Source organism: Streptomyces fagopyri (assembly GCF_009498275.1).
Lineage (GTDB): Bacteria > Actinomycetota > Actinomycetes > Streptomycetales > Streptomycetaceae > Streptomyces > Streptomyces fagopyri.
In genome coordinates this window covers 1,463,913-1,483,873 of record NZ_CP045643.1, presented here as the reverse complement: position 1 = coordinate 1,483,873, position 19,961 = coordinate 1,463,913, and the positions used below count along the sequence as shown (strand labels likewise).

Sequence of the window (19,961 nt, the reverse complement as noted above, 5' to 3'; positions counted from 1 at the left end):
CCACCTGGCCACCCGGCTCACAGGGGTGACCGGCGAGCAGGCCGCGGAGGCGCTGGAGCGCGGGAAGATCACAGCACGTTCCTGCGTCGGCCTTGCCCGCCACTTCCAGCAGCACCAAGACGCCCTGACGAATCCAGGCCCGACGCCTCCGCAGAATCTGGTGAGGCTCGCCCATGCTCTCGCGGCTGCCGGGCACGGCCCGGTCACCCTGTCAACATGCGCCGGCTGCGGAAAGATCTCGCGCGAGCTCACGCATCGACTCCCGGCCGGACACTGCTGTTCGAGCTGCGCCTACCGAGTGCGGCCCCCGAAGACCTGCTCAGACTGCGGCCGCCAGATGAGGATCAACGGTAACGGCCCGAACGGCCCGCTCTGCGGCACCTGCTACGGCAAGCAGGTTGCCACCGCATGCGGGCAGTGCGGGCGCGTACGCCGCGCGACCTACCGCATGCCCGACGGCAGTGTCCGCTGTCAGGGATGCCACCCACGCCCCGAGCGGACCTGCGTCGGGTGCGGAGTTCAAGCTCCAGTCCAAGCGATCTCGGCGGACGGTCCGGTCTGCCGGCGCTGCTACCGACAACCTGAGCGCCGCTGCGGCAGCTGCGGAGAAGTACGCACGGTCGACCGGCGCGGTGGCGACGACAGACCCGATCTGTGCTCCCGCTGCTATCACGCTCCGCCGGTCGCCTGCGCCTCCTGCGGCCGACTCCGGACCTGCGCGCGCAGGGTGGCGGGCAAGCCGTTCTGTCAGAGTTGCTGTCCCCGCCCCACGGGCCCATGCGCACGCTGTCTCCACGACCGTCCTGTCCATGCCTACTGGCCGATGGGCCCGGTCTGCAAGCACTGCTACACGGCAGTGCGCGCACGCCCCGGCACCTGCGCGCAGTGCGAAAAACGACGTCCACTCATCGGTTCCACCGAAGCAGGAGCCGGCATCTGCGGACCCTGCGCCGGAGTCGATCTCACCTACGCGTGCCAGCGCTGCGGCACGAGCGACAGGATCCTCCGCGAGCAGTTGTGCACACGTTGCTTCGCCACGAAACAGCTTACCGAAGCTCTCGGTGGAAAAGACGCAACGGTCCCCGCACAGCGGCAGAACTTCCACTCGGCTCTCGCCGCCGCAGGACGCCCCCGCCGAGTGGCGCACTGGCTGACCCGCGCCGGAGTACCCGCCCTCCTGTCTCAACTGGCCACCTCGGATGAAGAGATCACCCACCAACAGCTAGACGACCTCCCCAATACACCGACCACCCGCTACATCCGCGACGTCCTCGTCGTCGCCGCAGTGCTGCCGCCGCGAGACGAACGATTGGAGGCCCTGCCCCGTTGGGCGGACGCCCTCTTGGCCCAGACACCGCTCCCCCAGCGGCAGCTCGTCACCCCCTTCACCCATTGGTATCTGCTCCACCGCATCCGCCGGGCCCACCGGCACCGCCCGCTACGCGCCAGCACACAACACCAGATGCGATCGCGACTGCGCCGCGCCCTGGAGCTGCTCGACTGGCTTGACGAGCACGGCACCACTCTCGGTGAACTCACACAGCCAGAACTAGAGATGTGGCTGGAGGAAGGGTCGGTAGAACGTCGTGAGGTGCGTGCCTTCGTCACCTGGGCGCGAGGGCGGGGCCTTGCCGGCGAGCTCGTGGTTCCCCGGGCCCGCATCGCTGCACCCAGCGTCTTCATGACGGACGAGGAGCAGACCGAGCAACTGCACCGGTGTCTCGGCGACGATGCTCTGCCTCTTGATGTTCGTACGGCTGGCGCCCTGACGCTCCTCTTCGGGCTACAGCACACCAAACTGCTCGAACTCACCGTGAAGGACGTCATCGACGACAACGCAATGGTGGCACTCAATCTCGCAGGCCACCGTCTTCCTCTGCCGCCCGAAGTCGCCCAGTTGGTCCGTGCACTACGCGCCCAATGCCAGGCACGCTGGCAGCTCGATCAGACAGCCAGCACAACACCGTGGCTGTTCCCCGGCCAGGAGCCCGCCCGCCCCCTTGGAGCCGCCTACCTCAACTTGAAGCTCCGCCGACACGGCATCGCGCCCCTCGCCAGCCGCAACAATGCCCGTCGCGCACTGGCCACCGACCTGCCGGCTTCTGTCCTCGCCGACTTCACCGGCACCAGCATCAGCAACGCCACGCGCTGGACCGGATACGCCAGACGCGACTGGCTCGACTACATCGCCAGCCGCACGCAGGACCGTCCATGAAGCACGCCTCCTCGCACTGTCCGCTGGACTCAGCGCATCCCGGGCAGGCGACGCAACTCGTTGACCTTCATCATCCGGGCGAGAAGGAGGTACCCCACGGCTGTCGCCAGCGCCCCGGTAGCCAGCGCGACGGCCGTAGGCCACGTTCCACTTCCCAGGCCCGCACACGCATGCGCTGCAGCCCAGCCCAGCCCAGCAGCAGGGCCCGCAGCGCAGAACAGCTTCACATAGGTGCGGCGCAGGCCGCCGTCGTCGATGCGACCCCCAAGCCTCCTGCGCAGCAAACGCGCGGTGAGTGCGAGACCGGCCACGTAGGAGAGGGTGTAGGCGCCAGCCATGCCGACGACCGCCCACCGGGCGGGCAGGAGCACATGACACGCGGTGGCCAGGGCGATGTTCACGCCCGCGATCCAAGCCGCCATGAAGAACGGCGTGCGCGTGTCCTCGAACGCGTAGAAGCCGCGCAACAGCAGGTACTGAGCGGAGAACGGAATGAGCCCGAGCCCGAACGCCTGCAGCATGTACCCCAGCGGTCGGACCGAGTCGGCGTCCGCCGCCCCGTGGGCGAACAGCAGCGAGGAGATCTGCGGACCCAGAGCGAGGAAGAGGAACGCGGCGGGCACAATGACCACGCCACTGATCCGCAGCACCCGGGACAGGTCCGCGCGCAGATCCGGGATGCGCCCGTCAGCGACGGCCCGGCTCATACGCGGCAGCAACGCCGTTACCAGGGATACCGTCACGATCGACTGCGGCAGCATCCAGATGGTCTGCGCGTAGGTGTAGGCCGAGTAGCCGGCGCCGGCCTGTGGCAGTTCCTGGTCGGCGGCGTTGGCGTAGTTCGTGACCACCGTCAGGGCGACCTGGTTGGCCAGGACGAACATCAGCGTCCACTTTGCCGCGTGGACGCTCTTGCCCAAGCCGGTGCCCCGCCAGTCGAACCGCGGTCGGAAACGAAAACCCGCCGCTCGCGCGAACGGGATCAGCGCCAGGGCCTGCACGGCGATGCCCGACGTCGTCCCGATCCCCAGCAACTGCACCTGGTCGGCGGTGATGTCCTCCACCCGGTCGGGCACCGTCATCAGCCCTAGATAGGAGGCAAACATGCCGACCAGCACGACGTTGTTCAGCACTGGGGTCCACATCATCGCGCCGAACTTCTCGCGAGCGTTCAACACCTGCCCGTAGATGCTGAAGAGCCCGTAGAAAAAGATCTGCGGCAACAGGAACCGCGCAAACGTCACCGTCAGTTCGAACGACTCGTGACTGTCCGGGGTGTCCCGCATGTACAGGCCCACGATCTGCGGCGCCGCCCACACCGCCAGCGCCGTCCCCACACCCAGCACACAGACCACGAGCGTGACCAGACGCTGCTCGTAAGCGCGTCCGCCATCGGGCTGCGTTGCCCTGGCGCGGACCAGCTGCGGGACCAGCACGGCGTTGAGCGCGCCACCGATCAGCAGCGTGTACAGGCTCGTCGGCACAGTGTTCGCCGTGTTGTAGGTACTGGCCAGCAAGCCCGTTCCCAGCGCTGCGGCCTGCAGCACTTGGCGGATCAATCCCGTCGCCCGTGACACCACCGTGCCAACAGCCATCAACAAGGACGAACGAGCCAGCCCACCCTTGTCCTTCTTCCTCCGCGCGGCATGCCGCCCCCGATTCGCCTGCTCCTGCGGCATGGTCTGCGCCGCGGAGTTCGCCCCCTCCACCATGCCGTCAACCTATGCCCAAAGGTCTCAGGGACCCAATTCGCCCCAGCACAAATAGCAGTTCAGCGAGCCATCGCCGGGACCGCAGCCACAGGAATACGACAGCAACGGAACAGGTGCTCTGCGCCAGTACCGCTGCGCACCCTCGGCAGCTGCCTTCTCCGAACTACCAGGGGTGACCCGTACTCGGGCGACGGGGAGACGATGAGGCTCGTTGAATTTCCCCACCCGATGCTCAGAGGTTTCCCAGGCCTGCTCACACTTCTCCCCACCCGCAGCGCGTTGACCTACGAACGGATGTCACTCAGGAGGGGCCGCTCGATTACCAGCCCAGCCCGAGCTGGAACGGTCGATGCTACGGCTGCTCGGTCGCCGCCGGCAGGTTGTGCCATGCATGTCCGCAGGCGCCTTTGCAGTACCTCTCGCGGCGGCGAGTGTCCGCAACGGCGAACACGGAAACGAGGACGCGGAACGCCTTGACGTGTTCGGCGGAGGGCAGGCCCGCGAACCCGTAGCGGGGCGGGTCCATGCAGATCATGACCGAGGGGTTAGCCGTGGGCTTCACACCAGACCGCGCCACCCCCGCACGGCCGTCCGCAGCTGTAACGTGCGCCTGCATCGCATAGCCAGCGACTTCCTGTAGAACCATCTGCTGGCGTGTCGGGGCGAGGCCGGAGAACCAGCTCACACCAGCGTCCAACGTGCGGAGCCCCTGGGCGATCTCGTTGACGACCCGCTCGGTCTCGCGTCGGAGAGTGCGGCCGTCGTCGCTGCTCGGCTCAGTCATCGCTGGATGATTTCACGACGCTGTTTCCGGGCGAGGGCCGCCACCAGCACCCGACACAGCACGGGCGACCCCGGCCACCGTTGCCTCCGGCAATCAAGCAGGGAGCGAAGAGCAGCACTGGCCGATTCCACAGACCCTGTTGGGCTCGAGCCGTATCAGTCTTTGACGACGCCGCCCTGAACAGCGATGAGAAAGCCTTCGCCGAAGCCCAGAACAGCGCCCAAGAAGCTCATGAAGGCAAGGGGCACGAGGATGATCAACAAGATCAGCATGAGATTCCGCGCGAGGCGGCCACCAGCATCGTGGAGCCTGTTCCCCGCCGGGCCTTCGTCAGTCACGATCCCCTCCCCTACCCGGACTGTACAACGCGAGCTGTGTCGTGATGTTGGTCAGGAACTGCTGAGCGGCGGGTGAGCGTGGTTCGTAATTCCTTGGCCTTGGCGGCCTGCGGGGGCTTCCTTAAAGAGCGTTTTGTCCCGGCGAGGTTGTTTGGTTCGAGGTTCAGGTGTCGCGCCAGTTGGGGGTGGATTCGCGGGTGAGTCTGCGGCTTATGAGGTCGATCATCGCGACGTGGATTATGGCTTCGGAGCGGTGAGGGTGGGTTTCGTAGTCGCGGGCCAGGCGGCGGTGATGCATGAGCCGGCCGAAGGTCCGTTCGACGACCCAGTGCCGCGGAATCACCTTGAAGCCTTTGACGCCCGGCTCGCGGTGGACGACTTCGACGTCGATGCCCAGACGGGCGCCGTGGTCGATGGCTTTGGTGCGGTAGCCGGTGTCGGCCCATGCCTTGGTCACGCGAGGGTGAGCGGCGGCGATGTGGGACATCAGGTGTATGCCACCGACGTTGTCGGAGACACTCGCCGCGGTGACCCAGACGGCCAGGAGCAGGCCGAGGGTGTCAACCCCGATGTGGCGCTTGCGGCCTGCGATTTTCTTGCCGGCATCGATGCCCTGGCCGGCCGCGGGCACGTTCGCGGAGGTCTTCACACTCTGCGCGTCCAGCACGCAGGCGGTCGGCTCGCCGTCGCGACCTTCGGCTTCCCGGAGCAGGCGGCGCGGGAGAGTGTTGAGCTGGTCGAAGATGCCCTCTTTTTGCCAGGCGGCGAAGTAGCCGTAGACCGTTTCCCATGGCGGGAAGTCGTGCGGCAGGTAACGCCAGGGGATGCCGGTGCGGTCGACGTAGAGGATGGCGTCCATGATGCGGCGCAGGTCGTGCTCGGGCGGTCGGCCGATGTCCAGGCCCTTGCCTCTGCGGTCGGCCCGCCAGGTGGTGAGGGTGGGCCCGATCAGTTCCCAGCGCGCATCGGAGAGGTCGCTGGGGTACGGGCGTTGTCGCGTCATGTTTCGGTAGTACCGGCGGGCAGCCCGTCCCTGCAGGGCGCAAACAGAGCCAAGCGGGGGCGCTCTGGGATCAGACAGGAGCGAACCGACGGAAACGGGCGGACGAAGAGCGGCAGTTGCCCCATCCATCACAGGGAACGCCTTCGCCTCAGCAGCCTTCTCAACTCGTCCCGGTGAAGCGCCACCAAACAACCTCGCCGGGACAAAACGCTCTTTTAGTTCGGAGAAGGCATGAGGGTTTGGTGCGCCTCAGCGCGCCGTGCCTGACAGACATCTACGGGTTGTTCCGGCATGTACGGCATGTTGGCGACGTGGGTCCCGATCTCCGACAAGGCCCGTCAACTTCGAGCCTGAACCGTTCCGGTCCCCAGGGCGTTTATACGGGCACTGACACCGTGGAGCTGCCGCACACGAGCACACCCCTGACAGCGCCGTCCTGGCCGCACTGCGCGCACGGCGCGGACCCGGCCACCGATCCCGTCGGCTGCCGCGGCATCCACGTCGCCGGCCACACCGCGTGCCTCGCCCACCTGGGCGACGCTGATCGCGACACCTACCTGGCTGGCCTGACTCCCGGCGCCAGCATCGACCACCGGGGCACCACGTTCACCGACTCCCTCCTCAACGCCTTACTCAACCGCCTGCGTGACCCCTCAACCGACATCGCCCGCTTAGGCGAAACCCAGTTCGTGTCGGCGACCTTCGAGGGCGCCGGGTTCAGGTCAGCGACCTTCAAGGGCGACGTCGGATTCGAGGCGGCGAACTTCAAGGGCGCCGATCAGTTGGGGCCTTTGAAGTGTGCTGGGCATGTTGTGCTGTCCGGTGCGGTGTTAAGCGGCCCGGTGACCCTCTCGTTCGCTGCGCGCCGTCTGGAGTGCCGCCGGCCTCGCTGGTCATCGACAGTGGAGATCCGTCTGCGCTATGTCACGGTGGACTTCGCTCAGAACAGGCCCTGCACCACCTGCAGGAGACAATCCAGTCCGCCAGGCCCTGACAGCTGCGGCCGTCAGTCTGGGGCAAGCGGATCAAAGATGCTGCGGCGGCTCGGGCTCGGAGTTGACCTTCACTACGCGGACTACCTCAGGCAGGATGAAGTGGTACTGCAAGCGGACTTCGCTTGGGAGTGGTACGTCCGTCCTGTCGACCCGGGCTCCGCAGGCTGATCCGGCGAAGCACGTGGTCGCAGCTCAGGCGACGTTTGCCCGGGATATCACCTCGCGTAGGCGCTCGTCCTGGGCGTGCTTGTTCCACCAGATGATGTAGCGGCGGATCATGCTGCCCTGCTCTCTGAACCGCCCCGGGTTCGATGGAGAGATCGTCGGCCGGGTGCGGGGCCACACGCGTCGCCGTCAGCCTTTGCCTTTCTCCTCGCACGGCGGGTAGAAATTCCGCAGGCTGGGGGCCGGCATGGAGTCCGGGGTGGGCACAGCGCCTTGCTGGGCCCCGCTCGTGTACGGCAGGTCGGAGGCGGTCTGCTTGCCTTCGAGGCCCTTGGGACCACCGAGGCGGGCCCTCACGGAATGCTGCCCGTCTCCGTCGTACTCGTAGGCGGCGAGATCCGGGTACCGGTCGTGGTTGTAGTCGGCGACGCCTGCGGCGCGCGGTTCGCTCAGGTCGACGTGATGGTCGCTCTGTCCACGTCCGCGGGACGAGAACGGGCCGAGGCGCAGTTCGGAGACGGCTGGATCTATCGGGTCGTCGCCCCATGTCTTCCCGGTGGCGGCGATGAACAGGTCCAGCCAGCCGTCCCGGTCGAAGTCCGCCACCGCCGCCGACACGGTCACCGGGTGGTCACCCCGGTCGCCGACCAGTTGCTCGGGAGTCACCGAGGTGTCGGGTCCGTGAGTCGCGCCGAAGGTGATGCGGAGCCCGGAGTCGGTCCCGGCGCGGGGGGCGGAGGCGGGCGAGACCTCGTCGGCCGTACCGTCACCGTTCAGGTCGGCCCGCAGACCGCCCGACGAGGTCACACAGGTGCGGATCACGGGCCCCGCCTTCGGCCTCGGGGGCGGATCGCCGCGGCCGTCGCCGCAACCTGTCAGGAGCACGGCCGCAGACACCAGCATCAGTGCGCCACCGGCTCGGCCAGCCCTCTGTATCCCCGTCGCTGCCACGTAGACCCCCTCAGGATGGTGATCAAGAGTACGCCCGCGCCAACCCAGCGCCGCATCAGGCAACGTTCGCCCTGTCGACGACGGCGCGTAGGCGTCGGTCGTCGGCGTGGCGGTTTCGCCAGATGATGCAGCGCCGGATCATGCTGCCCTGTTCCTTGTGGTCGGCATGGTCCGTGCCGTCGAGAGTGAAGTAACGCAGGGCCGTGAACTGGGTCTCGATGCGGTTGAGCCACGATGAGTTCGTCCTTGGCCAGGTCGAGTGCGGCGAACAGGTGCCGCACCCCGCCGTAGCGGTTGTAGGTCGCCCGCCGCCGTCGGCGTGGCTCACGGTCGAGGTTCTTATGCTTGCCGCTGTGTTCGGCCCATTGCCGGCCTGGGTGGGGCATCAGGTTGAGCGGCTCGAACTCATCCATGCAGAAGATGACTTCGGGTTCATCGTCCTCGGGCAGGACCTCGCCGTCGGCGATCGCGTAGAGGTGTTCGACACGGGCCTTCTTGGTCGCGTAGTCGGGGTCGCGGGAGGTCTTCCAGGTCTTCAGGCGTTGAAGGAGACGCCTTCCTCACGGAGCGGAATGCGCAGGCCCTCGTGGCTGATGTCGTCGACCACCCCCTCGGCGACCAGGAAATCCGCCAGCTTGGTCAGGCCCGGACCAGGACAGCGACGCCGCCGAGAAGCTCCAACTGCTGACCTCCCTCGCCCCTGCCGGCGGGCTGCCCCCCGCGGACAGGCAGTGACACCGACGCCCGCCCCCGGTCGCAGGACGGCGAGAGCCGGCGTAGACCGTGACGTCCTGTTCGCTCCGACCCGGGCTGTGGCGGTCACCGGGAGACTCGTGGCGTGCAGGTCCGCCGCCTGTGGGGGTCCTCAGCCGCCGGCACCGCGATTCTCGCCGCGGTGTGTCCTCACCGCGTACGGCGGATCGGCTCCGGCGTCCGCCGGGCCGTGCACGTCCTGATCGGCCTCGGGGGGTGACCGGGCCGGTGGTGCGATGCGCCGGTTTGGTGTCAGAGGGCGGGTGTCGGTGACGGCTTGTCAGGCAGGGTTGTTGTCGCTGATGGGCCGTTGAGCGGGGGTGCGGTCGCTGTCGTGAGGCGGGATCGCGTCCCGTGAAGTGGTGTAGCCGGGCAGGGCCCCTCTCACGCCGGCGCGATATGGGCACCCGGAGGCCGGCGGAGCCGGTGCAAGCAGATGACCGAGGCGACGACGGTCCGCCGTTCGGAGACGTCCAGGCGAGGGTCCATTTCGACAACGTACTGCTGCAACCCCATCCACGAGTCGATGGTGCTCACCGTGACCCGGCCGAGAATCTCCGGCGCTGGGCCCCTTTCCGGATCGGTCTCCGTGAGATGCCATTCGGCGAACAGGAGACCCGGCCGTGTGAGGAGTAGTTGGCGTCCCTGTTCCGTCTGGAGGCCCAGCTGCCGGGTCTTGATGAGTCCAGAGGCACCGGCGGTGCCGACCTCCCGGTCCGCGGCGTCGGTGAAGCGGAACTCCACCGGCCCGAACTGCTCGATACCGACAAGGAACTCACCGGAAGTTTTCGTGAGGACGGAGTACGTGTCGTCGGGGTACGTGACCCAGGCGAGCGGAGTCCCCTTCACGGTGGACACGGCCAAGGCGGGGCCCGCATATCTACGCCACCGTGAACGCTTCGGCTGCCCCACCACAACGGCTTCCAGCTCGAACAGACCGGGTTCCGGCATCGGTCCTCCTTCCCCCGCCACGGCTTCCCCTCGACCGAGTACGTTCACTGTGACTGAGAACCTGCCCGACTCCCATCCCTCGGGCGGACATCGACGCCAACGGTTATGGCGCAGTCGACCTGGGGACTTACACACACTCTTCCCTGCCTGGGGCAGGTTGTTGCCCTGGGCTTGTGCCACCCGTCGTTGTACGGTCGGAAGGGCTGCGCACGGCTCGGGGCGAAGCCGTCCGTCATCCGGCCGCTCTGTTCAGCGCGGCGCGCTCACATGGCCGGTGTCACGATGCTGGTGGGTGTCCCGGTACGCACCGGACCGGGACACCCGACGGGGGGCGCGGCCTTCCCGCTCGAGCGCAAGCCCGCGCCCGCCCGCCCGACGCAGACCCCGCCAGCGTCACGGATTGGGTCATCATCCCAACGACCAGCTCCCCGCCGGAACCCCTAATTCAGGCGGGCATGGTTTCTTGAAGACCGCCGACCGAGTACCCGGCTGGCGATCAGCGAGTGAGCCGGCCGGGACGGGGGCCAACTGCGGAAGCCACCAGACTGTGAACGGTGCGCTCGCAGCCCTCGTACAGCTCACGGACCTCCGGGTTGAGAAATGTCGTACGCAAGACATTGGTGCCGACGTGGTAACAGGGGAAAGCGCCTCTGCCAGAGAATTCGCAGAAATCTCGCCGCGGCCAGGCGCGCGGGGACTACGTGCTGGAGACCGTGTACTGGGACGCTGGCACCGCCCGGCTCCTGACCCGGTTACTCAAGGGCCACGCCCGCGGACCGGTGTTCGTCACCCACCGCCGTCCGAGGCCAGGCAAGGTCGTCAGTCCCCGCGACGTCTGCCCGGACACCGGGCTGGCCAGGCTGTCATATGGGTAGACCGAGCGCTGCCTCTCTCGCCTCCGTGGTCGAACACGCCAAGTCCTCGCTCTACTTCAGCGCTCCCATCGTCGCTGATGACCCGCGCACCTTTGCTGGGGTGGACGGTTGCCGGTGACGAGGCGGTAGACAGCGAGCAGGATGAGGGAGCCCACGATAGCGGCGATCCACGTCGAGAGGTCGAAGAACCCGTCAGGCGGGCACGCCGCTTCACTTGGCGATGGTGCCCTCGAACTCGGGGAACGTCGTATCGAGGTCGTCACTGGAGCGCTGCACGGTGACAACGATCGCCTTCCCGTACCGCGTCTCCAGCTCGGCGTCCTCGGTCTTCGTCACCGTCCGGCCCATGGCAAGCCGACCCTCCAGCGGCGACGAACCGTTCTCGAAGACCGTCGACGCCGCCTCGCCGCCATCCGTCGCCCCCTCGATGATGGTCGAAAGAGAGCTGAGGTCCACCGACACCTTGCCCGCGTTCTCGACCTTCAGGGTGATCCGGAAGTCCGTCTTGCCAGGCGACGCGGACTCCAGCAAATCCTTGTTGTAGCCGGTGAACACCTTCGCGTTGACGACGCTGACCTTCAGCCCGTCAGGCCAGGTGTAGGCCGTACCGAACTTGAGGACCGTCGACTTCGAGTCCTTCCCATCGCCGCCCGTCCCGGCCGCATCCTTCGAGCAGTAGTCGATCCAGTCGGCCTGGCTCAGATTCTCGTCAGTGCAGTCAACGTTCTTCTTCTTGTCAGGCTTCGACGAGACAGCCTTGGTGGCCCCTCCAGCCTGACTGTCGCCGCCACCCCCGCCGCATGCGGTCAGAGCGGCCAGAAGCAGGGAGGCCGTAGCCGCAGTCGTGCGAACGCGCCTGATTCCCCCCAGGGTTGGGCTTGAGATGTGGCTCGCCGTTACGGGCAGGTCTCCTCGAACTTGACAGCGCCGAGCGTCACAGGCTGCCCCTTGAGAGCAGTACCGGCGGCCGGCGACTGCGCGCGCACCTTCCAGTTGCTCTCGACCAGGATCCAACGCCTCGCGTCGGAAGCGTCCTTGACCGTGAAGGACGTGCCCGGGTCGAGCGCGGCCCGCGCCGCCTTCACGGACTTCCCCGTGAAGTCCGGAATCTTCCCGCCCGCCGTGGACGGGGCCTTCACGTTCTGCGAGCAGACCTTCCAGTCACGGTCGAGGATCTGCATACGGTCCCGGCCGAGCGAGTCGTGCGACTTCAGCGAGTAGAAGCCCTGCTCCTGCGCCGCATCCTGCGCGGACTGCAGTCCCATGCCAACGAAGGTGGGCACCGCCTTACGCCCGGCCGCAGGGAGCTTGTCGTCCTTTGACGCTGACGTGGTGACGCCTGACGCCGGGGTGCTGGTGGCCTTGCCGCCTGCGGCGGTCGCGGTGACGGTGACGCGCGGAGCCGGCTTCGAAGCCGCGGTGTTCTTCTGGTCGTTGCCCGAGGAGCCGATACCGACCCCGATGAACAGGATGACCAGGGCGGCCGGGATGACGATCCGCTTCCGCGCCCACTTCGGGCCGCTGGCCGGCTGCGGCGGCACCGGAGGCGGCGGCGGTACCTGGCCCCAGGCGGGCCCGGAAGGCGGCGGCTGATTCTGCGACATGTGTCCCCCGAGGGATGATCCGTGAGGGATGAACGTAACGGTGCAGGTGAGAATTTTGTAAGAGCTGTGGAGGTGCCCGAACCGCATCGGCGACATCGCCCGGGCTGCCCTCGTCCTCAACGGCATCTCGAAATGACCACGGTTGAGAAAACCTCACTGCTTCAGTCAATTGATGCGCCGCTCGACGGTATGCCGCTGCTGTCAGCCTGTGTAATTTGGATTCACCGGCATACATTTGCCGCTGTCAGCGCCGTTGAGGGCGTCCGCTGTGTCGGGGAGCCGGTTGTCCTCCTTCTGCGCCTTGTATGCGGTGCCCGAGCGCCAGTCCGCTCCCACAACGAGTGTGACACCCGTAACGTCTGGGGATTGCGTGACCGAACTCGCGGGAATTCCCAGGACTTTGGCCAGACGCTGCGCATCGCCCTCCAGATCGGTGTGGGGATAGCGGACCATCGTTGTGTCCTGGGCAACTGCCGCAGAGGTGTCAGCTGTCGCCTTGGGGAAGCCCCTGTCGGCCAGTAGGTGGGCTACCTCGTTCGCTCGCCCCTCGACCGGGGCCAGGGTGTGGGAGCGGGTACCGTTGCGTACCAGCACGGTGATCTGGCTGTCGTCGGCAGATGGGTCGTGGGACGCCACGGTTTTGGTTGTCCTCACTTTCCCGCTCTTGCCGGTGAGTGAGATGTCCTCGCGCACGAGCCGGAACAACGTGAAGGCGTCCGGGGTGGGTTTCACCCGGACACCGGCGTACTGGTTGGGCATTGTCGTCATCGTGATGCTCCGGGTCGGCACTCTGCGCAGCTCGACGGCGAGGTCGTAGAGCCTCTTGACTGTGCCGAGGCCGTCGTCGACGGTCAGCGCCTTGGTGGCGGTCTCGGCGAGTGAGCGCAGCTTTCTCGGGTTGGTGAGTGTGGCGTTCTCGCGCAGCTGGCGGACCATCGAGTTCATGTACATGTGCTGGGCCCGGGCGCGCATCAGGTCACTGCCGTCTCCGAAGCCGTAACGGGTGCGCAGCCACTGCAGGGCCTGCTTGCCCTTGACCGGGTGGGTGCCTTTGGTGAGCTTCAGCCCTGAACCGTGACCCTGGCTGTCCCGGGAGTGGATGTCAGCGTCTACGCAGACCGGCACGCCACCGATCGCGTCCGCCATGGAGACCACACCGGAGAAGTCGATCTGCATGAAGTGGTCTATGTGGATGCCGGTGAGCTTCTCCCATGTCGCCACCGTGCAGCCGGGGCCACCGCGGCCAAGGGACTCGTTCGCCGGCGTGGGCAGAACGGTGGCCTCATAGACCTTGCCGTCGTGGGGGTCCGTGCACCGCGGGATCTGCAGCAGCGTGTCGCGGGGCATGCTGACGACCGACAGGTTGGAACGGTCGGCAGAGACATGCAACAGCATCTGCACGTCCGCGAGGGGCACTCCGTTGAAGGTGTTCCGGGCGCCGCCGAGCTTCTGGTTCTCCTTGGTGTCTCGGGCGTCCGAGCCGATCAGCAGGATGTTGAGCGGTGTCTGGCCCACCTCGTTGGCCTCGGCTTTGGCGGCCTTGTCCTTCTCGTCCCCCAGGTTCAGCGCGTCCTTCCTGATATTGCCGTTGAGGTGGCGGTAGTAGAGATAGCCGGCGCCCGCACTGCCGACTATCAGGATCGCCAGCACGGTCGCGGACCAGCGAAGGGCCCAATGCAGGCGCCGCGACCGGGAAATGCCCCGGGCGCGTTTGGACCGACCGCCCTGCGATGCACGACTGCCGGACGGGCTGCGGTGGCGACGCCTTGTCGCTGTTCCTGCCGGCGCACCGTCCGTTCCGTCTCCCCGGTCAGAGGGCTCGTAGTCGGCTGCAGGCGCGCCCGCGAGCCGGACAGGATTGCCGTCCCTGCCGTCCCTGCCGTCCCTGCTGTACGGGCTGGCGTCCCGCCCGGCTCCGCCGGGGTGGTGGCCGCGCGGTCGTGCCTGCTTCCCGCGTGCTCTCGTTCCCATCCTGTACGCCTCCTGGCCGTGCGCGGGACCGGTCCGCCCGGATCGTGCGCGTCGCACGCGGGGACCCGCCTGGTTGGCGCACCGAATGGTGTCCTGTGTGTTCTGTGCGTCTGTCGCGTCGTCGACGGTGGGGCCAGCGCTGCGCTCACCGCGGCCAACCGCTGGTCCTGGTCGAGAGCCAGTGGCAGGGCACGCAGACTCCGTCGTTCCTCGCGATCGTTTTCCGCGCACCGTGGTTCAGGAGAGTTCCGTGGGCTGAATTGGGGCCGACTGTGCTGTGGCGGTCCCGGCGGACGAGGTCGCGCGCAATCAGCTTCTGGTGCAGACCAGGGTGAGGAGAGCAGGGCGGCCTCGCGAGCAGTCCACCGTGTACGCCAGTATCTCGGCGGGCCGAGACACCAACCCTTGTACGGTGCCTCGGCCGGGCGGGTTTCGTCATGGCAGTGTCCGGGCCCAGGATTCGTCCTGGTCGGAGTCGTAGAGGAGTTTCCCCGCAGCGCCGTACCCCTTGATGCGGGGTGCAGTCGTGGCCTGCTGGTGCAGGAGGCCGGAGGCGACGAACCAGCCGTGGTCCAGTACGGCCCGGCGGGTGGCACCGCCGTAGGAGACGGACACTTTGGTCACCGAGGGTTCGACTGTTCCGATGACCGCCCAGCGGAAGGGGAGTTTCCAGCTACCCATGGAGGAGGCCGATGGCTGGAACAGTTCGGCGGCGTTGACATCGGGTACGACCGGGCCTGCGTCGGGGGAATCATCGGCACTGGTGCCGGTGCTGATACCGGAAGCCTCGCCATTCTCGATGTCGCAGACGACCCTCGTACCTGCGGGGTGCTCCCGCACACCGACGACGTGGAAGCTGCCACCGGCCGCCGAACCGCCGGAGCTCCTTGCCGCAAGGATGATCTGGTAGTCGCCGGCTTCCCCCAAGGCGTTGCGGCGGGCGGACGGCGCAACGCGCTCCGCGGTCAGGCACTTCTTCAGCCCGGCGGATGCCTGGGCGTGGGTGATCCCGTCGAGGAACTGCCCCGGGGCAAACTGCGTGGGACCGGACGACGTGGCGGCGGAGGCCTTCGGGCTGGTGTCCGAGGGCGTCCGGACCGCCGGGTGCGCGACCCGTTCCCCGTCGCCACCGACGAAGGAGTAGGCCCCCGCCGACACAGCGACCAGCGACACCAGTACGAGCGCGGCCATCGCACCATGCCGCCTTCGCTCGACCTGGCCCTGCTGCCGGATCGCCTCGTAGGGAATCGGCGAAGGCCGGATGGCGTACGCGTCCTCAGCAAGTAGCTCACGCATACGTGTCTCGAAGCCGGACGCCTCTTGGTCTTCTGACCGCTGTGTCTGAGAACCGGCCTGCCGGTCGTTGTTTGCCCTGCTCACCTGCTGCCTCCCTGTGTTCCGGACACCGTGCGGTCGGCGGCCAATCCCGGATACCTGCGCAGCTTCGCCAGCCCCTTGGACGCCTGGCTCTTGACCGTGCCGGTCGAGCAGCCGAGCACTTCGGCCACCTCCGCCTCCGACAGGTCCTCCCAGTACCGCAGCACCACCACCGCACGCTGCCGCGCGGGAAGTTGAGCCAGTCCGGCCAGCAGAGAGCCACGCTCCTCCACCCGGTCCGCGCCCTCGTCACGTCCCGCCGTGTCGGGGACCGCCGCGGTCAGCGACTCGGCCACCCGCCGCTTGCGAAACCGGTCACTGTTGCAGCTCACCAGCATCCGTCGGACGTATGCCTCCGGGTTGTCAGCGCGGGAGATCCGGCGCCATGACCGAAAAGCCTTGGCGAGTGCAGTCTGTGTGAGGTCCTCCGCATGGTGGACGTCCCCCGTCAGCAGATACGCGGTCCGCACCAGTTGCGGCCACCGTGCTCTGACGAAGTCCTGGAACCTGTCGTCTTGTTCGGCCTGCATCGACCACCCTCCCTCGACCTCCAGACCACCGGTCCGGCGAATTCGGTTGCCCGATACCCGGAGGAGATGCAGACGGGCCGTGGCAGCCGTGGAGAAGGGAAACGAAAAGGGCACAACCGGACATCGCTGAGGTACGGCCGCCGGACTCGCGTTGAGGTCTGACCCGCGGCGACGCGTAGGCCGCCACCGCCTGCAGAAGTACGCCGAGTGTCCGTCGCAGCGTTGCCTTGAATCGGCCCGGACAGACGCTACGACATAGCCGACCAACCCGCTCCGGCGACGTCCGACCTCCACCGTTCGAGCCGTGCCGGGAACTCCTCGGGGCGGGCGCGAGCCGCAGGCTGTCCAGCGCCGTCAGAAGAGCCCCGGCGAAGGGGGCATGCCGCTGTTCCCAACGGAGGCTGAGCAGCGCAGGTGACATATCCTCAGCGCACCTGCCATGCCTGCGGCCGGGGGGATACACGGCTGCGGAAGGCCCGAACCAATTGGGGATCCATGCTCATAAGATCTATAGGTGCCGTCTTCACCGGCGCCCTGGCGCTTTCCGCCTCCGCAGTCTCCGCTCCGGTCGCCCATGCGACGGAGACCGGCGTCATCATTCAGAAGCTGTCCGTGAACGGTGGCAAGCCCATCGTTCTTGGCACGTCCCAGACCGAGTCGTTCACCATCTCGGTGACTGCCTCGGACGATTCGGGGATCAGTAAGGATCTCGCATTCCTCGGGATCGACCGGGAGGTCGGCAACGACTACTGGTCGTACCACGGGACCCCGAAGTGCACCGCGGTCAACGCCACCACCTCCACCTGCACGCTCACCTTCAAGCTCGACTCCGGCTGGGGTGTGCCCCGCAACACCCTCGCCGGCAAGTGGGATGTGACCGTTCAACTGCAGTCCAAGGACGGCGACTTCTACAACAACGGCGGCGCCACCAAGCACTCGGTCCTGCGGCGCTCCACGCTCAGCGTCAACGCCGCGCCGGAGCCAGTCGCCAAGGGTAAGCCGATCACCGTCACGGGCAAGCTGGCCCGCGCCAACTGGGACAAGCGCGTCTACGCCGGTTACACCAACCAGCCTGTGAAGCTGCAGTTCCGCAAGGCGGGTACCACGACCTACAAGACCGTCAAGACGGTCAACACCAACTCGACAGGCAACCTGTCGACGAAGGTCACGGCAGCGGCTGACGGCTACTGGCGCTGGTCCTTCGCGGGCACGTCCACCACACCGGCGGTCAACGCCGCAGGCGACTACGTCGACATGCGCTGACAGCCGAACACCGCCAGGCGGGCCCGCCGGGAACAGATCTGCTACGGGCCAGGCCGCTTCCAGGCTGGCCACCTGGCGGAAGCAGCCACAATGCGCCAAGAGGTCGGGAAATGGGTGCGCACCCAAATTCCGCAGCAGAAGTCGGCGAGCGGCTTGACCCCCAGCGAGCTCACCAGCGCGACCCCGAATTCAGCCGCACAAGGACCCTGGCCAGCGTAGCCCGCACGACATAGCCGGCATCGGGAAAATCTTCGGTGAGCTTGTGGGGCTGAGGTGTTGCCGACCAGCGAGTGCCTAACACAGAATCCTACGGGTTCCGACGCATTGGACCCTGGGCGGCGGAGCGCGCCCTCCTGCCAGGGTGGTCGTGGGCGGATGAAGTGCTCGATGAACTGGCCGACGCCTTCTGAGCTTCTTGCTCGGGCGCCCTGGCCCCGGGGGTTCGACGGGACCGGACTCGGGGGCCCAAGGCGGCAGGCCGTGTACCGCCGTGCACGGCCTGCCGCGCTATGCAGCGGCAGCACCATACCTGCGTCAACGGCAACGGGAAGACGGCCACTGTGTCTTCGAGGTCCAGCGGCGGCCACGGAGCAACTCGCGCGGCGTTGTCATCGTATGAGCAGACCCGGCCCAGGAGCAGTAGCGGCGTGCGGGCGTGCGGCCCGTCACGTGGTGAGCGGCGGCGACAGTCGCCGCCGCGTCCGGCCGCAGCCGGTCCAGGCCCCGACTGCGCCCCGGCGCTCGCGGCGACTACGGCGGTTCGGACCGCACTCCTTTCGACGCGGGCCGAGCCGGCGTACCGGCCGGGGTCAGGTCTCCATCCAGGAGCCAGCGTCACCCGGTGTCTCCAAAGCGGTCCAGGTGGTCTCGTGCCCAGGTCTCGAAGGTGGTGAGGGGCAGCCCCAGATGCCGTGCGAACTCGGGACGGGCGGGCTGAGGTTCCTCGTTGATGCGGGCCTGTGCGAAGCCCATGTTGGGCATCCCGGCGGCGGTCGCCTCTTCGGCGGTCATGTCGGGTGCGGTCAGCTCGGTGCCGAGGGTCTGGGAGAGGACCGCGGCGATATCCGTCATGGTCAGGAAGTCACCGGCCAGTTCCAGCTCGATCCCCTCGAAACGCTCCGGCGCGGCGATGGCCGCGGCGGCAGCCACGCCGATGTCGTCGACGGCGATCAGGGACAGCCGGGTCGCGGGCTTCAGCAGGCTCACAAGGCCCCCCTCGACGCCACGGGGGAACATGATCTGAGCGCAGGGGCGGAAGTTCTCCATGAAGAACCCCGGCTTGATGAGCGTCCAGTGTGGGAAGCGTGCCTCACGGACTCGGTCCTGGATCCCGGCCTTGGCGGAGTAGTACGGCTCCATCCAAGCCCACCGGTCCTTGACCCAGCTGACATGCTGACCCGCACCGGAGACCGAGGTGTGCACGAACTGCGGGACTCCGGCGGCCCGCGCACCGTCGATCAAGTTGCCGGCCTGCGTGACCTCCCCTTCGAACCCGCGGCCATCCATGTCGGGCATCTGGACGGAGAAGACGGCGCGCGCTCCCGCGGCGGCCCGGCTCACGGAGCCGCGGTCGTCGAGGTCGCCGGTGACCAGCTCGGCGCCCAGTGCCTCGACGGCCTTGGCCCGGGCGGTCGAAGGGTTGCGGACCAGCGCCCGAACGGGAATCCCCGCCCTGAGCAGGGCGCGAGCGGTGGCGCCCCCTTGCTGACCGGTGGCGCCGACGACCAGAACGGGGGCGGAGGGTGTGCTCATGCTGCTCCTCGGATCACATCGGGAGGTAAACGGCGGGGTCCGCCATTTACCTCGAGTACGATACGGAGGGCCCCGCCACTTAGCAAGCACGGAGACGCCATGACAGTCCAGCGCGCGGATGCCCGGCGCAACTACGCACTGATCCTCGCCGTTGCGGAGGGGGAGGTCGCCGCGCACGGCGCCGACGCCTCCCTGGAGCAGATCGCCCGCACCGCCGGAGTCGGATCGGCCACCGTGCGCCGCCACTTCCCCAGCCGCCGGGTCCTGCTGGAGGCCGTGTTCAGCCACCGGATCGACGCACTCTGTGCCCGTGCCGTCGAGCTCGCCGACGCGGACGACCCACGGGCCGCGCTGTTGGAGTGGCTGAGCGCGCTCACCACGTACGCAACTACCGCGCGCGGGATGGCCGATGCGCTGATCCAGGACGGGACGGACGAGGCGGACCACGTCAATGCCTGCGCGGTGCGCCTCGGCGACGCGGTCGATCCACTACTGCACCGCGCCTCACGGGCCGGCGCGGTGGCCCCGGAGGTGACCACCGCCGATCTGGTCTCGCTGGTCACCGGCCTCGCACTCGCCACGGAGCGTCATCCAGACCCTGCTGCCGAAGCGAACCGACTGCTCGCCCTGGCGGTACAGGGGATCAGCCCGCAAAAGTGAGAGACCGGCGGGCCGGCGGTGTGACACGCCCTGGCACAGGGTTGCGGCGGCCCGTCGCACAA

17 protein-coding genes and 4 pseudogenes are annotated in these 19,961 nt (G+C 67.6%); 6 read left to right on the top strand and 15 right to left on the bottom strand.

Features of this window, described 5'->3' with window-relative positions; translation table 11 throughout:
- Positions 1 to 1,138 precede the first annotated feature (1,138 nt).
- Complete coding sequence (locus GFH48_RS39015; RefSeq protein ID WP_228120403.1) at positions 1,139 to 2,215, top strand: hypothetical protein; 1,077 nt, start codon at positions 1,139 to 1,141, stop codon at positions 2,213 to 2,215.
- A 29-nt stretch (positions 2,216 to 2,244) separates the two neighbouring features.
- Here GFH48_RS39015 and murJ read toward each other — a convergent pair whose 3' ends face one another.
- The 4 genes from murJ to GFH48_RS06320 all read right to left on the bottom strand — a co-directional run bounded on the left by murJ (position 2,245) and on the right by GFH48_RS06320 (position 6,052).
- The gene (murJ, locus tag GFH48_RS06335; protein ID WP_153287309.1) at positions 2,245 to 3,927 is read right to left on the bottom strand and encodes a murein biosynthesis integral membrane protein MurJ; all 1,683 of its coding nucleotides are present in this window, start codon (positions 3,925 to 3,927) and stop codon (positions 2,245 to 2,247) included.
- 352 nt (positions 3,928 to 4,279) lie between these two features.
- Positions 4,280 to 4,711, bottom strand: coding sequence for a DUF5958 family protein (locus GFH48_RS06330; RefSeq protein WP_153287308.1), 432 nt, complete (start codon positions 4,709 to 4,711; stop codon positions 4,280 to 4,282).
- A gap of 155 nt (positions 4,712 to 4,866) precedes the next feature.
- Positions 4,867 to 5,049 carry a hypothetical protein gene (locus tag GFH48_RS06325; protein ID WP_153287307.1) on the bottom strand — a complete coding sequence of 61 codons (183 nt, stop codon included), beginning with the start codon at positions 5,047 to 5,049 and terminating at the stop codon, positions 4,867 to 4,869.
- A gap of 163 nt (positions 5,050 to 5,212) precedes the next feature.
- A complete protein-coding gene (locus GFH48_RS06320; RefSeq protein ID WP_153287306.1) occupies positions 5,213 to 6,052 on the bottom strand; it encodes an IS5 family transposase in 840 nt (279 codons plus the stop codon).
- Positions 6,053 to 6,447: 395 nt separating this feature from the next.
- On the opposite strand from GFH48_RS06320, the gene GFH48_RS39010 reads away from it, so the two are divergent.
- Entirely contained in the window at positions 6,448 to 7,215 is a 768-nt protein-coding gene (locus GFH48_RS39010) for a pentapeptide repeat-containing protein (protein ID WP_228120402.1), read from the top strand.
- A gap of 24 nt (positions 7,216 to 7,239) precedes the next feature.
- Here the strand turns inward: GFH48_RS39010 and GFH48_RS40065 are convergent.
- The 4 genes and pseudogenes from GFH48_RS40065 to GFH48_RS06290 all read right to left on the bottom strand — a co-directional run.
- Positions 7,240 to 7,341, bottom strand: a pseudogene (locus tag GFH48_RS40065) (transposase); the annotation flags it as partial.
- Between the two features lie 60 nt (positions 7,342 to 7,401).
- Complete coding sequence (locus GFH48_RS06305) at positions 7,402 to 8,034, bottom strand: FG-GAP repeat domain-containing protein (RefSeq protein ID WP_153287305.1); 633 nt, start codon at positions 8,032 to 8,034, stop codon at positions 7,402 to 7,404.
- Between the two features lie 184 nt (positions 8,035 to 8,218).
- Positions 8,219 to 8,806 (bottom strand): annotated as a pseudogene (locus GFH48_RS39890) (IS630 family transposase); the annotation flags it as partial.
- Positions 8,807 to 9,300: 494 nt separating this feature from the next.
- On the bottom strand, positions 9,301 to 9,867 hold the full coding sequence (locus GFH48_RS06290; RefSeq protein ID WP_153287304.1) for a hypothetical protein: 567 nt from the start codon (positions 9,865 to 9,867) through the stop codon (positions 9,301 to 9,303).
- 662 nt (positions 9,868 to 10,529) lie between these two features.
- On the opposite strand from GFH48_RS06290, the pseudogene GFH48_RS39005 reads away from it, so the two are divergent.
- Positions 10,530 to 10,739 (top strand): annotated as a pseudogene (locus GFH48_RS39005) (site-specific integrase); the annotation flags it as partial.
- 59 nt (positions 10,740 to 10,798) lie between these two features.
- Here GFH48_RS39005 and GFH48_RS06280 read toward each other — a convergent pair.
- From GFH48_RS06280 to GFH48_RS06270, 3 genes and pseudogenes are all read right to left on the bottom strand, one after another.
- Positions 10,799 to 10,936: pseudogene (locus GFH48_RS06280) on the bottom strand (GlsB/YeaQ/YmgE family stress response membrane protein); the annotation flags it as partial.
- Positions 10,937 to 10,952: 16 nt separating this feature from the next.
- The gene (locus GFH48_RS06275) at positions 10,953 to 11,273 is read right to left on the bottom strand and encodes a hypothetical protein (protein WP_194280511.1); all 321 of its coding nucleotides are present in this window, start codon (positions 11,271 to 11,273) and stop codon (positions 10,953 to 10,955) included.
- Positions 11,274 to 11,638: 365 nt separating this feature from the next.
- Complete coding sequence (locus GFH48_RS06270; protein WP_153287302.1) at positions 11,639 to 12,007, bottom strand: PASTA domain-containing protein; 369 nt, start codon at positions 12,005 to 12,007, stop codon at positions 11,639 to 11,641.
- A 67-nt stretch (positions 12,008 to 12,074) separates the two neighbouring features.
- On the opposite strand from GFH48_RS06270, the gene GFH48_RS06265 reads away from it, so the two are divergent.
- Complete coding sequence (locus tag GFH48_RS06265) at positions 12,075 to 12,335, top strand: hypothetical protein (protein WP_153287301.1); 261 nt, start codon at positions 12,075 to 12,077, stop codon at positions 12,333 to 12,335.
- 212 nt (positions 12,336 to 12,547) lie between these two features.
- Here GFH48_RS06265 and GFH48_RS06260 read toward each other — a convergent pair whose 3' ends face one another.
- From GFH48_RS06260 to GFH48_RS06250, 3 genes are all read right to left on the bottom strand, one after another.
- Positions 12,548 to 14,317, bottom strand: coding sequence for an LCP family protein (locus GFH48_RS06260; RefSeq protein ID WP_153287300.1), 1,770 nt, complete (start codon positions 14,315 to 14,317; stop codon positions 12,548 to 12,550).
- 435 nt (positions 14,318 to 14,752) lie between these two features.
- Entirely contained in the window at positions 14,753 to 15,613 is an 861-nt protein-coding gene (locus tag GFH48_RS06255; protein ID WP_153287299.1) for a hypothetical protein, read from the bottom strand.
- Positions 15,614 to 15,693: 80 nt separating this feature from the next.
- Entirely contained in the window at positions 15,694 to 16,224 is a 531-nt protein-coding gene (locus GFH48_RS06250; protein ID WP_153287298.1) for a SigE family RNA polymerase sigma factor, read from the bottom strand.
- Positions 16,225 to 16,719: 495 nt separating this feature from the next.
- On the opposite strand from GFH48_RS06250, the gene GFH48_RS06245 reads away from it, so the two are divergent.
- On the top strand, positions 16,720 to 17,487 hold the full coding sequence (locus GFH48_RS06245) for a hypothetical protein (protein ID WP_153287297.1): 768 nt from the start codon (positions 16,720 to 16,722) through the stop codon (positions 17,485 to 17,487).
- An 834-nt stretch (positions 17,488 to 18,321) separates the two neighbouring features.
- Here the strand turns inward: GFH48_RS06245 and GFH48_RS06240 are convergent.
- Positions 18,322 to 19,239 carry an NmrA/HSCARG family protein gene (locus GFH48_RS06240; RefSeq protein ID WP_153287296.1) on the bottom strand — a complete coding sequence of 306 codons (918 nt, stop codon included), beginning with the start codon at positions 19,237 to 19,239 and terminating at the stop codon, positions 18,322 to 18,324.
- A 99-nt stretch (positions 19,240 to 19,338) separates the two neighbouring features.
- Between GFH48_RS06240 and GFH48_RS06235 the strand changes: the two genes are divergently transcribed.
- Positions 19,339 to 19,899, top strand: a complete 561-nt coding sequence (locus tag GFH48_RS06235; RefSeq protein ID WP_153287295.1) for a TetR/AcrR family transcriptional regulator — start codon at positions 19,339 to 19,341, stop codon at positions 19,897 to 19,899.
- Positions 19,900 to 19,961: the final 62 nt, after the last annotated feature.

Excerpts from the sequence above, each read along its gene's own strand:
- murJ (WP_153287309.1), bottom strand. The coding sequence starts at position 3,927 with ATGGTGGAGGGGGCGAACTCCGCGGCGCAGACCATGCCGCAGGAGCAG.
- GFH48_RS06330 (WP_153287308.1), bottom strand. The coding sequence starts at position 4,711 with ATGACTGAGCCGAGCAGCGACGACGGCCGCACTCTCCGACGCGAGACC.
- GFH48_RS06320 (WP_153287306.1), bottom strand. The coding sequence starts at position 6,052 with ATGACGCGACAACGCCCGTACCCCAGCGACCTCTCCGATGCGCGCTGG.
- GFH48_RS06290 (WP_153287304.1), bottom strand. The coding sequence starts at position 9,867 with ATGCCGGAACCCGGTCTGTTCGAGCTGGAAGCCGTTGTGGTGGGGCAG.
- GFH48_RS06270 (WP_153287302.1), bottom strand. The coding sequence starts at position 12,007 with ATGGGACTGCAGTCCGCGCAGGATGCGGCGCAGGAGCAGGGCTTCTAC.
- GFH48_RS06260 (WP_153287300.1), bottom strand. The coding sequence starts at position 14,317 with ATGGGAACGAGAGCACGCGGGAAGCAGGCACGACCGCGCGGCCACCAC.
- GFH48_RS06255 (WP_153287299.1), bottom strand. The coding sequence starts at position 15,613 with ATGCGTGAGCTACTTGCTGAGGACGCGTACGCCATCCGGCCTTCGCCG.
- GFH48_RS06250 (WP_153287298.1), bottom strand. The coding sequence starts at position 16,224 with ATGCAGGCCGAACAAGACGACAGGTTCCAGGACTTCGTCAGAGCACGG.
- GFH48_RS06245 (WP_153287297.1), top strand. The coding sequence starts at position 16,720 with ATGCTCATAAGATCTATAGGTGCCGTCTTCACCGGCGCCCTGGCGCTT.
- GFH48_RS06240 (WP_153287296.1), bottom strand. The coding sequence starts at position 19,239 with ATGAGCACACCCTCCGCCCCCGTTCTGGTCGTCGGCGCCACCGGTCAG.
- GFH48_RS06235 (WP_153287295.1), top strand. The coding sequence starts at position 19,339 with ATGACAGTCCAGCGCGCGGATGCCCGGCGCAACTACGCACTGATCCTC.